Here is a 16,181-nt window from a genome sequence, read left to right as displayed (position 1 = left end):
TATTTCCCGCTCTTCACTATATCTTTTGTGGCCACCGCAAGTTCCCCACCGCTTCACAAAAGGATGCCGTTGCGATCGGGGCTAGGGACTTTGCCGATAATAAATTAATTAAGTTGCTGAAACCAGTTAATTAAATAGAAATTGGTTAAAACCTGAAGCGTTTATAACAAAGAAATCGCTGTTAAATTCATTCATGATCATAGGTTTCCGAGTTCCATATTCGTAGACAAGGACAGTATTCTTTCCAAACGCAGTCTGGTGCATTACCTGTACAATAATCAAAGTGCAACATTCCACTGCTTACAATTCCAGTCTTCATATCCAACGTCTGAATTATTGCTTTATATCTACGTGCTATTGGAAGATTCTCTGGGTAATCTACACCAAGATTCCAACTGAACATCATCTTTTCAAACGCATTGCAGATCAGCAATAATTCTTCATCTGTAAAGAAATCAGCCGGAGGAAAGTATTGTGACTCTAGACCGCAGTAGCTACTGAATGTTCGCATTGGAGTAAATCCATATAAATACTTTTCTACATCTGCAAAATGATTTTCAACAGTTTGTTCCGGTGTTCCCTCCTCAAAAGCAGAAGGATTATGACCGTTGGAAATATCTATCAGTAACAAAGCAGTAAGCTCATTCATCTTCTGCCTAAAATTATAAACAAACATATCAAAATTTTGTACCCAAAAACATTCGTGAATATTTTTGAAAATTACAATGACCGAACGAGGGATATTTAAAAAATACTTTAAAAACAGGCAGTCGCCTCTTTTGAACTTTAAATTATAACTGATGTTGGATGATTAATGATGGATGATGGGTGATGCGTGCCTGAGACATCATCATTTTTTTATCAAAAGCATGGTAAAAGTCCGTTTGGTGAATGGTTTATTTGTCTTCAAACTAAGATGTTAATACCTACCAGCATTGTAAATCTTAACCCAATCTTGCATCCAACTTAAATTTTAAATCTTAAATCTTGAATTTGAATCCCGCATCCCGCATCCCGTATCTCGCATCCCGAACCTTGAACCTTGAATATTGAACCTTAAATCTTGAATTTCACACCCCGCATCCCGCATCTGGCACCCCGCATCAAAACAAAAAAAATCCCCAATCAAATAAATGATTGAGGATTTGAATAAAAAACTGGCGGCGACCTACTCTCCCGCTTTCGCAGTACCATCGGCGCTGGTGGGCTTAACTTCTGTGTTCGGAATGGGAACAGGTGAGCCCCACCGCTAAAACCACCCTAAAGGCTGTATATAACGTAGGGACGTACTGTTGTATAATGTATAAAGTATGTAAGCGTTGTGCTTTACTCTGTACATTGTACTTTCATACATTCTACATAATTTTATCGATAAAAACATTCACAAAGAGAGAACCTGAGCGGCGCGGATTAACGCTGCCAATTAGGCTATAAATCTACGGGTAATTAGTACTACTCGGCTATGCTGTTACCAGCTTTACACCTGTAGCCTATCAACGTGGTCATCTCCCACGACCCTTAAAAGATGTCTCATCTTGAGGCGAGTTTCGCACTTATATGCTTTCAGTGCTTATCTCTTCCAAACGTAGCTACTCAGCGGTGCTCCTGGCGGAACAACTGATACACCAGAGGTTTGTTCAAATCGGTCCTCTCGTACTAGATTCAAGCCCTCTCAAACATCTAACGCCCGCAATAGATAGAGACCGAACTGTCTCACGACGTTCTGAACCCAGCTCGCGTGCCACTTTAATGGGCGAACAGCCCAACCCTTGGGACCTTCTCCAGCCCCAGGATGTGACGAGCCGACATCGAGGTGCCGAACCTCCCCGTCGATATGAGCTCTTGGGGGAGACTAGCCTGTTATCCCCGGAGTACCTTTTATCCTATGAGCGATGGCCCTTCCATACGGAACCACCGGATCACTATGTCCTGCTTTCGCACCTGATCGACTTGTAGGTCTCACAGTCAAGCACCCTTATGCCATTACACTCTACGCACGGTTACCAAGCGTGCTGAGGGTACCTTTGAAAGCCTCCGTTACTCTTTTGGAGGCGACCACCCCAGTCAAACTACCCACCACGCAGTGTCCTTCAATTAAGAAGTTAGGCTCCAAGTAAGTAAAGGGTGGTATTTCAACGTTGACTCCACAAACACTGGCGTGCCTGCTTCATAGTCTCCCACCTATCCTACACATTACTTACTCAAAGTCAATACGAAGTTATAGTAAAGGTTCACAGGGTCTTTTCGTCCCATTGCGGGTACTCGGCATCTTCACCGAGACTACAATTTCACAGAGCTCATGGTTGAGACAGTGCCCAGATCGTTACACCATTCGTGCAGGTCGGAACTTACCCGACAAGGAATTTCGCTACCTTAGGACCGTTATAGTTACGGCCGCCGTTTACTGGGGCTTCAGTCAAACGCTTCGCATTGCTGCTAACGCCCTTCCTTAACCTTCCAGCACCGGGCAGGTGTCAGACCCTATACTGCATCTTTCGATTTTGCAGAGTCCTGTGTTTTTGATAAACAGTCGCCTGGGCCTTTTTACTGCGGCCACCATTGCTGATGGCGTCTCTTCTCCCGAAGTTACGAGACTATTTTGCCTAGTTCCTTAACCATGATTCACTCTAGCACCTTAGGATTCTCTCCTCGACTACCTGTGTCGGTTTATGGTACGGGTTGCTTCACTTCGGCTTTTCTTGGAAGCACTTTCCCTACAGCAACTTCGCCCGAAGGCTAGGTCTTGACTATTCCGTCAGTCTCCAGTAAGTACGGCACTCCGTCCCCTTTTTAGTGTGAGCAAGTATGGGAATATTAACCCATTGTCCATCCACTACCCCTTTCGGGTTCGCGTTAGGTCCCGACTAACCCTCAGCTGATTAGCATGGCTGAGGAAACCTTAGTCTTTCGGTGAGCGGGTTTCTCGCCCGCTTTATCGTTACTTATGCCTACATTTTCTTTTCTGTCCGCTCCACAATACCTCACAGTACTGCTTCGGCGCAAACAGAATGCTCTCCTACCAGATACAGTCCCGTGACTGTAAATCCATAGCTTCGGTAATATGTTTATGCCCGATTATTATCCATGCCGGACCGCTCGACTAGTGAGCTGTTACGCACTCTTTAAATGAATGGCTGCTTCCAAGCCAACATCCTAGCTGTCAATGCAGTCCAACCGCGTTGCTTCAACTTAACATATATTTGGGGACCTTAGCTGTTGGTCTGGGTTCTTTCCCTCTCGGACATGGACCTTAGCACCCATGCCCTCACTGCCGACCATCATTTATTAGCATTCGGAGTTTGTCAGGAATTGGTAGGATTTGACTCCCCCGCATCCAATCAGTAGCTCTACCTCTAATAAACTGTAAATCGACGCTGCACCTAAATGCATTTCGGAGAGTACGAGCTATCTCCCAGTTTGATTGGCCTTTCACCCCTACCCACAGGTCATCCGAAGACTTTTCAACGTCAACCGGTTCGGTCCTCCACTTTGTGTTACCAAAGCTTCAACCTGCCCATGGGTAGATCACAAGGTTTCGCGTCTAATCCTACTAACTATGCGCCCTGTTCAGACTCGCTTTCGCTCCGGCTCCGCACCTGAAGTGCTTAACCTCGCTAGTAAAATTAACTCGTAGGCTCATTATGCAAAAGGCACGCCGTCACCCAACTTGTGGGCTCCGACCGCTTGTAGGCGTACGGTTTCAGGTTCTGTTTCACCCTTCTATTCGAAGTGCTTTTCACCTTTCCTTCACAGTACTTGTTCACTATCGGTCTTTCAGGAGTATTTAGCCTTGGAGGATGGTCCCCCCATATTCAGACAGGATTTCACGTGTCCCGCCCTACTCATTTATCACTTTAATATGCCTTTCATATACGGGGCTATCACCCTCTTTGGCTGTTCTTTCCAGAACATTCTATTAAACATATAAAAGCTTTTGGGCTAATCCGCGTTCGCTCGCCACTACTTACGGAATCTCTTCGATTTCTTTTCCTCAGGGTACTTAGATGTTTCAGTTCTCCTGGTTTGCTCTCCTTGCGGAGTGACATGTCTTCAACATGCCGGGTTGCCCCATTCGGACATCTCGGGATCAATTCGTGTGTGCCAATCCCCCGAGCTTTTCGCAGCTTACCACGTCCTTCTTCGCCTCTGAAAGCCTAGGCATCCGCCATACGCCCTTAACGATTTCTTTCCTAATTTGTTGATTAGTTCAGTATTTTTTAATCAGCATTGCTGCCAATAATATTTTTGTAAACTCAAGCGCTTTTCCGCGCCCGGTTTTCTCTTTGTGATATCTTTACCGTTAATGTCAATGATCTTTTCTCTACTTCTGATCTAATTCGCAAAATATTGTTTTTGGCTCTATCTGCTTTTTAAAATTAAACCATCGGTGATGGTGGAGAATAAGGGAGTCGAACCCTTGACCTCCTGCGTGCAAGGCAGGCGCTCTAGCCAGCTGAGCTAATTCCCCTCTAGTTTGATTTGAGATTTGATATTTGAGATTTGATATTCAGACTTAACGAATTTCAAATTTCAAACCTTCAATTTCAAATCACTTAAATTAGTAGTCTCGGGCAGGCTCGAACTGCCGACCTCTACATTATCAGTGTAGCGCTCTAACCAGCTGAGCTACGAGACTTTGTTATGAGTGATGATTAATGAGTTATAATTGATATTTTCATACCGCATATTTCATTTTCATTCCCAATCTCTTATCCCTTATACTAATTTCTAGTGGGTTTATGTTTTTTATAAGTGATAAATGATGATTGATGTATGATGTTTTATCACTGATCAATTATCTTTTATCATTCATATATATACCAACCAAATAAAAAAACTAAAGCTAAAAAACTTTAAATAAGTACAATGTACTTGCGTACTGTTTTTGTTTAACGTCGAAAGACGCTCTAAAATGAGATGTTCCAGCCGCACCTTCCGGTACGGCTACCTTGTTACGACTTAGCCCTAGTTACCTGTTTTACCCTAGGCAGCTCCTTTTACGGTCACCGACTTCAGGTACCCCAGACTTCCATGGCTTGACGGGCGGTGTGTACAAGGCCCGGGAACGTATTCACCGCGCCATGGCTGATGCGCGATTACTAGCGATTCCAGCTTCATAGAGTCGAGTTGCAGACTCCAATCCGAACTGAGACCGGCTTTCGAGATTCGCATCTTATCGCTAAGTAGCTGCCCTCTGTACCGGCCATTGTATTACGTGTGTGGCCCAAGGCGTAAGGGCCGTGATGATTTGACGTCATCCCCACCTTCCTCTCTACTTGCGTAGGCAGTCTCACTAGAGTCCCCAACTGAATGATGGCAACTAGTGACAGGGGTTGCGCTCGTTGCAGGACTTAACCTAACACCTCACGGCACGAGCTGACGACAACCATGCAGCACCTTGAAAATTGTCCGAAGAAAAGTCTGTTTCCAAACCTGTCAATTCCCATTTAAGCCTTGGTAAGGTTCCTCGCGTATCATCGAATTAAACCACATAATCCACCGCTTGTGCGGGCCCCCGTCAATTCCTTTGAGTTTCATTCTTGCGAACGTACTCCCCAGGTGGCTAACTTATCACTTTCGCTTAGTCTCTGAATCCGAAAACCCAAAAACGAGTTAGCATCGTTTACGGCGTGGACTACCAGGGTATCTAATCCTGTTCGCTCCCCACGCTTTCGTCCATCAGCGTCAGTTAAAACATAGTGACCTGCCTTCGCAATTGGTGTTCTAAGTAATATCTATGCATTTCACCGCTACACTACTTATTCCAGCCACTTCTACTTTACTCAAGACCTGCAGTATCAATGGCAGTTTCACAGTTAAGCTGTGAGATTTCACCACTGACTTACAGATCCGCCTACGGACCCTTTAAACCCAATAAATCCGGATAACGCTTGCACCCTCCGTATTACCGCGGCTGCTGGCACGGAGTTAGCCGGTGCTTATTCATACTGTACCTTCAGCTACCCTCACGAGGGTAGGTTTATCCCAGTATAAAAGAAGTTTACAATCCATAGAACCGTCGTCCTTCACGCGGGATGGCTGGATCAGGCTCTCACCCATTGTCCAATATTCCTCACTGCTGCCTCCCGTAGGAGTCTGGTCCGTGTCTCAGTACCAGTGTGGGGGATCACCCTCTCAGGCCCCCTAAAGATCACTGACTTGGTGAGCCGTTACCTCACCAACTATCTAATCTTGCGCGTGCCCATCTCTATCCGCCGGAGCTTTCAATATTAAATGATGCCACTTAATATATTATGGGATATTAATCTTCCTTTCGAAAGGCTATCTCCCTGATAAAGGCAGGTTGCACACGTGTTCCGCACCCGTACGCCGCTCTCTCTGTCCCGAAAGACAAATACCGCTCGGCTTGCATGTGTTAGGCCTCCCGCTAGCGTTCATCCTGAGCCAGGATCAAACTCTCCATTGTATGTTTGTCTGACTCACTCAAAGTTTCTTAATTACGCTTTAGTTTTTCCTTATTTTTTGGTTGTTATATTGTATCTTCAATGATCTCTTCTCTTCCGCTTTTTAACCGGGCTACTTTTCTGTCAGTTTCGCCCCGCATTTGCGTGTGCAAAAGTAATAAGTTATTTTAACATGACCAAATGTTTTTTCAAGAAATTTTAAAGTTTTTTGACGACCTTAATTTTCTTACCTTTTCACTCAATCTCTAACTTCTGCGCTTCCCCATAATTGGGTCTGCAAATATACAACTGTTTTTTATTCTTGCAAATTTTTCAGCTGATATTTTTTCTGAAGTTTTGTTCTTATCTTTATCCTCCTGCGCTACTTACTTCCTTCCGTTTTCAGTGGTGCAAAAGTAGAAACTTTTAATATCCCCACCAAACTTTTATTCATATTTATTTAACATAATGTCACAACACGCTGGTTAAGTGTGGGAAAAGTTGTGGGAAGATGGGAGATGGAAGATAGGAGATGGAAGTTGGGAGATGGGAGTTTTAGGGGTGCGGGGTTGGAGGGCTTTAGTGGTTGAGTTGGTTAGTGGTTGAGTTGGAGAGCCGGAGGGTGAAGGATTGATTGATTTCAGGGTACGGGGTTTGGAGGACTTTAGTGGTTGAGTTGGTTAGTGGTTGAGTTGGAGAGCCGGGGAATGAAGGGATGATTGATTTCAGGTTACGGGGTGTGGCAATGTTGGGCGGAAGGTCATTGTACAGGTTTTTCAGATAGCAATCCTCCGGAGTGCGGTGATGGTGGATGTGATTTTGCTGTTCGGATTTTTGACAAATGTGGCATTTCTAACAGTTGCCGGAAGAGAGACTATGATTTTCTAAGTGGGTATGGGCGGGACGCCAGAACCAGCGGACAAAAAAAATTTGAGATTTGATGTTTGAGATTTGAGATTTGATGTTTGAGATTCGGGGTGCGGGTTATGGATTACGGGCTGCGAAATGAAGGTGACGAGTTGTTTGGGTTTTGAAAATAGAGAGTTTTTGTTGGTGTAATTTTTTTTGTGGTTTCCGGGCGGAACTCCAAAACGAGCGAGTGGCATTCCTAAAATGTGCTTGTTAGGGAAACTGTGCTTATCTAAGTGGGTACGGGCGGGACGCCCGCACCAGCGGTGAGAGTTTTACTTGATGTTGTTATACTTCGATTCTTAAAAGAGTGGTTTTGCGTGGGAGTAACCACCCCCGTCTAAAATCTGCGATTTTGACATCCCCTCCAAAGGAGGGGAATGATTCAACGGGGTATATTATAAGGAGAGATTGTTTTTTTTACTGCTAGTTGCAGTGAAATTGTAGTGGAGAATGGATGCTTGAAACTTTGGTATTGAATTTTTGTCTTTTCGATTTTAGTTTTTGTAGCGTTCTGTAATGAGATTATTTTGGACAATGGCTGATTGCTCATTACTTATTACTCATTACTTATCAAAATACAGTCGTTCTAAAAAAGCAAAATCGTTACTAGCCCCGATGGAAACGGCATCCTTTTTTGTGGCGGACGGAATGAAATGGAGGCTGCCGCAAAAAAGATATAGTGGACAGCGGGTTCCCGGCTCCTGAAAATTATGTGGGAGGATTGGAGAGTTTGAGGGTTTGAGAGTGAGAGTAAGGGTTGAAAGCTAATAAATATTGAGTTAGATTTTTGACTAAAAAAAAAGAGACTGAAAATTCCAGTCTCTTTTTAAATATCAATTATTTATTTTTAAAAATTTTGAAGCGATGCTTGTGAGTCTAATTTTGCTGTTGCATTATAATTGTCTCCGTTTTCGTCGATTACTCTCTTCGCAAATCTGAATTTTGGACCCCAATAAGAATCGCTTAGTGACGAAACCATGACTCCTTTTGATGTTGCGGCATGTATAAATTTGATGTCACCGTCTTCTGAAATGCTTTCTACTATTCCTACGTGAGAAATTCTTCTGCCATGTGAAAAGAAAACCAAATCTCCTTTCTGTAATTCTGTTTTATCAATTGATTCTCCTTCTTTAGCTTGTGAAGCTGCCACTCTTGGCAATGTAAGGCTTGCTGCTGCACCGAAAACTGAAAGTACAAATGCTGAACAGTCTATTCCGTTTCTCGTTGTACCACCATATCTGTAAGGAGTACCCAAATAAGTTTCTGCCTCTGTAAGGATGTTGTCTATTACCTTATTGTATTTGATTGCCTTAGCAATTTCAGAGTTCTTTAATTTGTTTTTTGCGTTGGATAGCGCTACTGTTTTTTCAGATACAAAAGAGCTGATTAGCTGCTTTTTATCCATTTCCAACCTTTTGCTCTCAACTGCCGCATAATTGGCATCTGATTTGTTGTCCTTAATATAGGTTGTTGGTTTTGAAACTACATAATTAGTAACACAAGACTGTAAACTTACAGTAGAGATCAGCATCACCAAATACAACAAAACTTTTTTCTTCATAGATAAATTATTTCCGTGTTAAACGTTGTCTTTTATTTTTAAAGCGTTACAAAAGTATCGATTCGCATTATAAACCTGTCGAATCTCATACTTGCGAAGACTGCATTTAACACACTTTAACATATTTATTAACTATGTTAAAGCAATCAAAACCGCTGACGCCCGTAAATGGCCGTCGAGCGGTTTTTTTTATTAAGGTTTTTTAACAAATTGAAACGTTTGTTTGAAAAACATGACAAACGTCATAGATTTTTATCTGATTTCCAGCATTTTATTCGCTTAAAAAAGGTTTGTATAAAACTATACCTTATATATTTGATGCATAGTTAATTTTTTTTATCAAAACTATATTAACACTTGAAATGCTTTTATCACTTTTTTATGTTTTTAGATTTCTTCTGCAACTTGGATTTAACAAATTTTCTACGGCTTTTCATGCAATCCAGACTTTGAGGAGTGAAACAATACTTTTCCGCTTCTTTCAGAAACTTCAAAGAATTCAAAAAACTTCCTCTTATCTCAGAAAGCAACGCTCTGTAAAACCATAATACCGATTTATCAATTCCTTTTATTTTTAAAGAATAGTTAATCAGCTTTTCCGCTTCCTGCAAATCTTCGTTGTCCAAAAGGCATTTGATGTAGTATTTTGGCGTATTCAGATTCGTGACGTCACATTGCATCGCTTCCTCAAAATAAAGTTTCGCTTTTTCATAATCGATGAGCATTTCGCTGTAGATTCTTCCCATCAGACAAAGCGAATCTGCATCTTCAGGGTCGTAAGAAAGCGCATAATTCAAGGCTTCCAAACAATCCGGCAAGCTGTATGGATAATTATCCAAGGCTTCGAAATAATATTTACTTTTAGTTAAGGTCATTTCTGTAATTTTTTAATTCATTTTTCAGTTGATGTCTTTCTTTTTTAAAAGATTTCTCCTGATGATTCTTTTTAAAATCGGTTCCTGAGAATGTTCGAATCGGATTTCCCCTCTGAACATTCAAATGATTGTTCCACGTTTCCTGCATCTGTTTTTCCAGTTGCTGAATGTGAAATTCCATCACTTTTTCTTTCAAGCGAATAATGGAAAGTCTCTTATTCTCCAGTTGCGAACGGGAATCCTGTACGAAAACACTTTGTCCGGTTTTCGGATAGGTTGCACGAACAGCGGTTTCCACTTTGTTCACGTTTTGTCCGCCGCTTCCCTGACTTCTCGCCGTCTGAAACTGAATTTCCTTCTCATTAAAATCCATTTTCTCCAAACCTTCCAGTTCAAAAATCCCGATAAACCAATTGCTTCGTTTATGGAATTTTCTGAAAGTGCTTTTTCCAATCCAAAGAATGCTTCCGAGCCAGTTTTTCAAAAACTCGTTGACCTCTTTTCCTTTTAAAAGTAAGGTCGCAGATTTCAAAGTCAGGTTTTCATCGCCATTTTCACGGTGGATGATTTCATAATCGATTTTATTTTGTTTTGCTTCCTCAAGAAAGACCTTCAGAACTTTGGCAACTACCCATTGACATTCTAAAGGTCCTCTTCCCGAGGTGATTTGTATTATTTTGTCCATTGTTTTTTAGGAGCTATTTCCCGCTTTCCGCTATATCTTTTTTTTGCCACCGCTTTTTTCAAGCCAACGCAAAAAAAGGATGCCGCTTCAATCGGGGCTATGGTTTTTCTCCTTTGTATTACTATTTGTTATAAATTATTTAATGACTTTCAAAAGAATTAAAATGCAGGTTTTTGACATCAAACACCCAACATCCCGCATCCAACATTAATCATTATTTATCCATCCTCACAATTCGAGGTTGAAAAGTTCCGAGAATATCGACCAATTCACTTTGTGCGTTCATCACTTCGTTGATGTCTTTGTACGCAATCGGTGCTTCTTCGGCATTTCCGCCCATCAAGGTGACATTTTTGAGTTTTAATTCTTTCTTAATGTCATTTTGAGTGAAACGGTTTCTGCATTCTCCTCTCGAAAAAGCTCTTCCTGCTCCGTGAGAAGCTGAATTCAACGAATCCGGATTTCCTTTTCCTCGGACGATGAAACCTTTCGCAGTCATCGAAGCGGGAATCATTCCCAACTCGTTTTCATTGGCTGGAGTTGCGCCTTTTCTGTGAACTACCACTTCTTTTCCGTTGTGGATTTCTTTCCACGCGAAGTTGTGATGGTTTTCGATTCTGGCTTTCACTCTTCCGCCGACTGCTTTCACCAGTCTTCTGTGAATGTCGTCGTGACAGGCCGAAGCGTAATCTCCTGCGAGATTCATCGCTGTCCAGTATTCTAATCCGAGATGCGTGTTCAAATCCAGCCAGGCGAAATTTTGTGCTTCTTTTGGCAACGGACATTGCTCTGTCGCCACTCTTGAATAATACTGGGCGATTTCTGCTCCCAATCCACGTGAACCGCTGTGAGAAAGGATTCCAAGGTATTTTCCTTTTGGAAGATTGATTTGTTCATCTGCTTCCATAATTTCCACTTCCCCGAATTCCACAAAGTGATTTCCGCCGCCGGAACTTCCCATTTGTTTGATGGCTTTTCCTTTTAATCTTCTCAAAATCGGAATCAAATCAAACGTATCTCTGTCGAAAATCTCGTGGTCGACGTGAGATTTGTGCGTTTCATACATCCCGAATTTAGTGTGTTCGGCAAGGGCTTTTTCATATTTGTCTCTTGCGCCGTCGAGATATGAAATTGGTGTATCCAAAATACTGAGTGACATTCTGCAACCGATATCCATCCCGACTCCGTAAGGAATTACAGCATTTTCTACCGCGAGAACGCCACCTATTGGAAGTCCGTAACCACTGTGTGCATCGGGCATCAACGCGCCTTGTGTTGCAATTGGCAGTTTCAATGCGGTGTACAATTGGTTTTTTGCTTCATCTGAAATATTGTTCCCGAAAATCTGAAAAGAGGCTCTGTTGGTGTTGAGTATTCTTTTCTCCGTTTTCTTGGATGAAAGCAAAGCTTCCGCGATTTGTCCGAAGGTTAAATCTTTCTCGAAGTTCTCCGGATTTTGGTGAATTTCCTTGAGAAGAGATTTTACATAATGAATGTTTTTGGTTGCAAAGTTTCTTTTCATGACTTCCAAAGCGATGTTTACACTCTGGTTGTTTGGATAGCCTAATTTTAATATATCTTTTCCTTTTAGTTTTAAATTTCCCATTGTTTTATATAATTGATGATTGATGAGAGATGATTGATAAGCTCGCATCTAATTTTCCAACTAAATTTTTAGTTGATTTTATTCAAACCTTCAAGGTTTTGGAAACCTTGAAGGTTTATTTTGTTTGACAAACCTATCGGTTTTTGAAACCCGTTAGGTTTTATGGCAGGAGTTTGTCCTAGCCCCGATGGTAACGGCATCCTTTTTTTGCATTGGCTTGAAAAAAGCGTTGGCAAAAAAAGATACAGTGGACAGCGGGATTAAGCTCCTAATAAAAATTCCATTTCTTCTAATCTGCTCATTAAAGATTGAACTCCTACGGAGTTCTTTCGTAAAATGATACCTTGTTGCTACACAGATGTTGCTCCTATGGAGCAGGTAACTTCAATTGTGATTTAAAAAAATGTAAATGATTTCGGGGAAACTTGTTTTGAGTTTGAAATATTGCGCAATAAAAAACCCGAAATCTTAGGACTTCGGGTTTTGATATTTCATTATACTGTTGTTCTAAGAAGGTACCAAACCACGAAGCCCCGCCTTTGCAAAAGGCAATCCTACTGTTGAATGTAAGTTGAATCTGAACATTGCTTCGTTGTTTTTAAAATGGTTAAACTTGATTTTCAGATGCAAAGATATTATTTTTTTTGAAACTCAAAATAAAATTGTAATTTTTTTTCACGTCAGCATGATTTCCATGTGATACAAAATGTTATATTTGTTTCCTTAACTCAAACATTTATGAAATCGCCATAAATACCTTTTGCCAAACAATCAATAATTATGACTTGGCGATAAGATATGGCAAAAAAACAATAAGTATATACATATGAAAAGCACTTTAATGAAAACTTTACTGTGTGCATTTGCGCTGGTAATCTTATTTTCATGTAATTCTAACAAGAATGATGAAATCTTAAACTACACAACAGACACTACTTTGGGAATATCCAGAGTGAATCTGAAGGAAATTTCAAAAAAAATTCCGGTAGACAAAATTCTGAAGGAGAAGAAAAACATTCAGGCAGAAGAAAAGCTGTTTCTGCAGTTGGTCAATAAGCCTGAAGAATCAGGAATCGACATCGACAAACCTCTTTACCTTCTCGTTGATCAGGGAAAAACAAATTCTGAATTTGATGTAAAATCTTTTCTCTGGATTAATGACAAGGCGAAGTTCCAGAAAAGTATGACTGATCTTACCAGAACGAAAGTTACCATCGACAACAAAGATCATATCTACATTGGTGGGAAACTTGCCGGAAGTATGAAAGGCGACATGGCCATCATGGTCAGCGAAAAAGCGTACAATCCTTACGGTGGATACAATTCTGCGATGCCTGAAGGTTCGGAAAGAATCAACGACAAATATTTCATAGATTTCTGGGCAAGAAAAGGAAGTAAAAATGCTGCAATCAAAGAGCAGGTAAATCAATCTTTAGTTGGCGATAAAGATGTGAGCGGATGGATAAACCTTGCTGCTGTAGCGAGTTTCGCATCTAAAGGTTATATTGAAACGCTTGCGGTGAATAAGCTGATCAAAGATTCAGGAATTGGTTTTGATTTTAATTTCGACAAAGGAAAAGCTGATATGGAAACGAAAACTTTCTTTAACAGCGATATGAAGAAAATCGTAGAAAAATATTACGATAAAAATAAAGTAAACTATGACCTTGTAAAGAATGTGGAACTGGATAATGCGAAGTCTTACTCAATCGGGTTTTTCAGTTTGGATTTTATGAGATATCTTGTAAAAGAATCCGGTTTTGAGGCTACGGTAAATCATTATTTAGCTTCAAGCAACAAGTCTTTGGAAGATATAACTTCTACTTTCACAGGAGATTACGCTTTTGTTGATTTCAAAGTAAAACAGGATACGGCTGATTATTATAATTACAGATCAGACAATGCGGTCGTTTTAGGATTTAACCCAAAAAACAAAGCTACACTGACAAGTCTGATGGATCAGTACCTGACTTCTGCAGGAAAAAGATATGTAGTAACAGACAATCAGGTGATCGTTTCTGAAAATCCTGAGGTACTTTCTCAGTTTCAAGGGAAAAAAGCCGGAAAAAATTCAACTTTGGATAAAAAATCAGGTGTGATGTCTTATTCATGGTCTGACGGTAAGGATTACAATCAAAGAGAAAATCCGCCGGTGAAAGTCATCAGCATGGTGAACGAATCGAAGGAAGACGGAGGAAACCTGCTTTCTAAATCTACTTTCACTTTAGATAAAAAAGACGAAAACGCACTGTATTACCTACTGATGAATGACTGATATTGTTCTAAATAATATTTCGCCAAAATATTTTACTCCGAAAAATATTGAAGATTCTGAAATATGGAATCGGAATATCACCTTCGGAAAAGGTAAAAAAAATCTGATCATTGCACCGTCCGGAAGTGGGAAATCTACTCTCGCGACGGCAATGCTCGGCACTCACTTTCAGTATGAAGGAGAGATAAAATACGGAACGGAAGTTGTGAAAAATCTGCATCTTGAGAAAATCGTTGAACACAGAAGGCAAGGCATCAGTCTGCTTTTTCAGGATGTGAGAATGATTAAAAATCTGACCATTTCTGAAAATATTCTGCTGCGCACTTTTAATAAAGATAAAAAACAGTTTATTCCAAAAATGGAGGGATATTCAAGAAGACTCGGTATTGAAGGTCTTCTGAATAAAAAAGCCGAAAACTGCTCGTATGGTGAACGCCAGCGAAGTGCCATCGTGAGAAGTCTGATCAATCCTACAGATTTTTTGATTTACGATGAATGTTTCAGTCATCTTGATATCAATAATAAGAAGATCGCATTTTCTCTCATCAACGAAGTTTCTGAAGAAAGCGGAAGTTCGGTGATCTTTTTTGAGCTGAACGAGTTTCCTTTTGAGCATAATTATCAAATTCTTCATCTATAAATTCTATGAAGAAAATTTTTAATTCACTTATTCTTTACGCCGGACTGTTCATTGCCTTTATTTTGGTGTTGTCCTGTCTGCAACTGTACGAAAATGCCAACCGACTTTTCGGAAGCAAAAGCAGTGACAGCAATTACTGGCTCACATTCAGCAAAAAACTGACTCCGGATAATATCGGACGAAAAGAGCTTCTTGGTTTTAATGAAAATGATGTTGCCAAAATTAAAAAATGGTCTGAAGTAAAAAACATCTATCCATTTTCTGCCAATGAATTTAAAGCTTCGGCGAACGGCGGCGATTTTATTCCTTTTTACACTGATCTGTATTTTGAAAGTGTAGATTTGAAGGCGATTGACGTGCCTCTGACGGAAGAAGAATTTCAGGTAAAAGGTGACGAAATTCCAATTATTATTTCAAGAGAATATCTGAATCTTTACAATTACGGATTTGCCATCAACCAAGGTTTGCCACAGATTTCTGAGGATTTTGCCAAGAAAATTGAAGTCAATATCAATATTACCATCAATAAGGAAAACAAAACCTACAGAGGAAAAATGGTTGGCCTTTCAGACAGAATTCATTCTGTGTTGATTCCGAAAAAATTTCTTGACTCTTTGAATCTTGCTGCAAAACCGGAGCTTGCCAGTCAGCCTAAAATTTACAACAGGGTTTTGGTTCAGGTGAAAGATTCCGGAGATGAAGGTTTGGTCTCTAAAATGAAAGAAAACGGTTACGAATCGAATCAGGAAAGCCTGCGCTCAGCAAAAATGAAGTCGAAACTGTTTTTGGTTTTAAAAGTGATTGCAGTTTTGGGGATTTTCATTTTCGCTTTATGCCTTTATATTATTGTAAGTTTCATTAAAATTCAGTTCCTTGAAAAGCAGGAAGAAGTTTCCATTAAAAACAGTCTTGGGTATTCACCGAAGAAAATGGTGAGCGATATCAGCAGGAAATTCAGTTTAAACTTAATGTTTGTATTAATTTTAAGTTTAGGACTGATAGCTTTGGGACAGTATCTGATTGCAAAATCTGATGTTTCCAACGGTTTGCTGTCCATGTATGTGAATCCGTTTCTGTGGTCGGTGATTATCATCATTCCACTGTTGGTTTATTTCTTCGTAAATATTCTGATTTACCGCTGGCTGCTGAAAAGCTGGAAAATATAACAGAAAACGACCGTCGTGATGATGGTCGTTTTTGTTTTTTCAAAATGTTTTTAAATT

8 protein-coding genes, 2 tRNA genes and 3 rRNA genes are annotated in these 16,181 nt (G+C 40.6%); 3 read left to right on the top strand and 10 right to left on the bottom strand.

Annotation, left to right across the window (positions count from 1 at the left end; genetic code table 11):
- Nucleotides 1-187: 187 nt before the first annotated feature.
- The 10 genes from NG809_RS10850 to NG809_RS10805 all read right to left on the bottom strand — a co-directional run bounded on the left by NG809_RS10850 (nt 188) and on the right by NG809_RS10805 (nt 12,043).
- Nucleotides 188-676 carry a hypothetical protein gene (locus tag NG809_RS10850; RefSeq protein ID WP_262150551.1) on the bottom strand — a complete coding sequence of 163 codons (489 nt, stop codon included), beginning with the start codon at nt 674-676 and terminating at the stop codon, nt 188-190.
- Nucleotides 677-1,155: 479 nt separating this feature from the next.
- Nucleotides 1,156-1,263: ribosomal RNA gene (gene rrf / locus NG809_RS10845) — 5S ribosomal RNA — on the bottom strand.
- Nucleotides 1,264-1,426: 163 nt separating this feature from the next.
- Nucleotides 1,427-4,189, bottom strand: a 23S ribosomal RNA gene (locus tag NG809_RS10840).
- 202 nt (nt 4,190-4,391) lie between these two features.
- Nucleotides 4,392-4,468: transfer RNA gene (locus NG809_RS10835), tRNA-Ala, on the bottom strand.
- Nucleotides 4,469-4,562: 94 nt separating this feature from the next.
- Nucleotides 4,563-4,636: transfer RNA gene (locus tag NG809_RS10830), tRNA-Ile, on the bottom strand.
- 274 nt (nt 4,637-4,910) lie between these two features.
- Nucleotides 4,911-6,427 (bottom strand): 16S ribosomal RNA (locus NG809_RS10825).
- The 16S, 23S and 5S rRNA genes sit together here with 2 tRNA genes alongside, the layout of an rRNA operon.
- A gap of 1,736 nt (nt 6,428-8,163) precedes the next feature.
- On the bottom strand, nt 8,164-8,877 hold the full coding sequence (locus NG809_RS10820) for a C40 family peptidase (RefSeq protein ID WP_262150549.1): 714 nt from the start codon (nt 8,875-8,877) through the stop codon (nt 8,164-8,166).
- Nucleotides 8,878-9,248: 371 nt separating this feature from the next.
- Entirely contained in the window at nt 9,249-9,752 is a 504-nt protein-coding gene (locus tag NG809_RS10815) for a tetratricopeptide repeat protein (RefSeq protein WP_262150547.1), read from the bottom strand.
- Complete coding sequence (gene prfH / locus NG809_RS10810) at nt 9,739-10,437, bottom strand: peptide chain release factor H (RefSeq protein ID WP_262150546.1); 699 nt, start codon at nt 10,435-10,437, stop codon at nt 9,739-9,741. The genes NG809_RS10815 and prfH overlap by 14 nt, the downstream gene beginning before the upstream one ends.
- Before the next feature lie 214 nt (nt 10,438-10,651).
- Nucleotides 10,652-12,043 (bottom strand): RtcB family protein, encoded by a 1,392-nt coding sequence (locus tag NG809_RS10805; RefSeq protein WP_262150544.1) that lies wholly within the window; start codon nt 12,041-12,043, stop codon nt 10,652-10,654.
- An 841-nt stretch (nt 12,044-12,884) separates the two neighbouring features.
- Here NG809_RS10805 and NG809_RS10800 point away from each other — a divergent pair.
- The 3 genes from NG809_RS10800 to NG809_RS10790 are packed head-to-tail and all read left to right on the top strand — an operon-like array spanning nt 12,885 to nt 16,124.
- Entirely contained in the window at nt 12,885-14,318 is a 1,434-nt protein-coding gene (locus NG809_RS10800) for a DUF4836 family protein (protein WP_262150541.1), read from the top strand.
- A complete protein-coding gene (locus tag NG809_RS10795; RefSeq protein WP_262150540.1) occupies nt 14,311-14,958 on the top strand; it encodes an ATP-binding cassette domain-containing protein in 648 nt (215 codons plus the stop codon). Before NG809_RS10800 ends, NG809_RS10795 begins: the two co-directional genes overlap by 8 nt.
- A 5-nt stretch (nt 14,959-14,963) precedes the next feature.
- Complete coding sequence (locus NG809_RS10790; RefSeq protein ID WP_262150538.1) at nt 14,964-16,124, top strand: FtsX-like permease family protein; 1,161 nt, start codon at nt 14,964-14,966, stop codon at nt 16,122-16,124.
- The last annotated feature ends 57 nt before the right edge of the window (nt 16,125-16,181 follow it).

The sequence above is a fragment of the Chryseobacterium foetidum genome (assembly GCF_025457425.1).
Taxonomy (GTDB): domain Bacteria; phylum Bacteroidota; class Bacteroidia; order Flavobacteriales; family Weeksellaceae; genus Chryseobacterium; species Chryseobacterium foetidum.
This window is presented reverse-complemented; position numbering and strand designations above follow the sequence as displayed.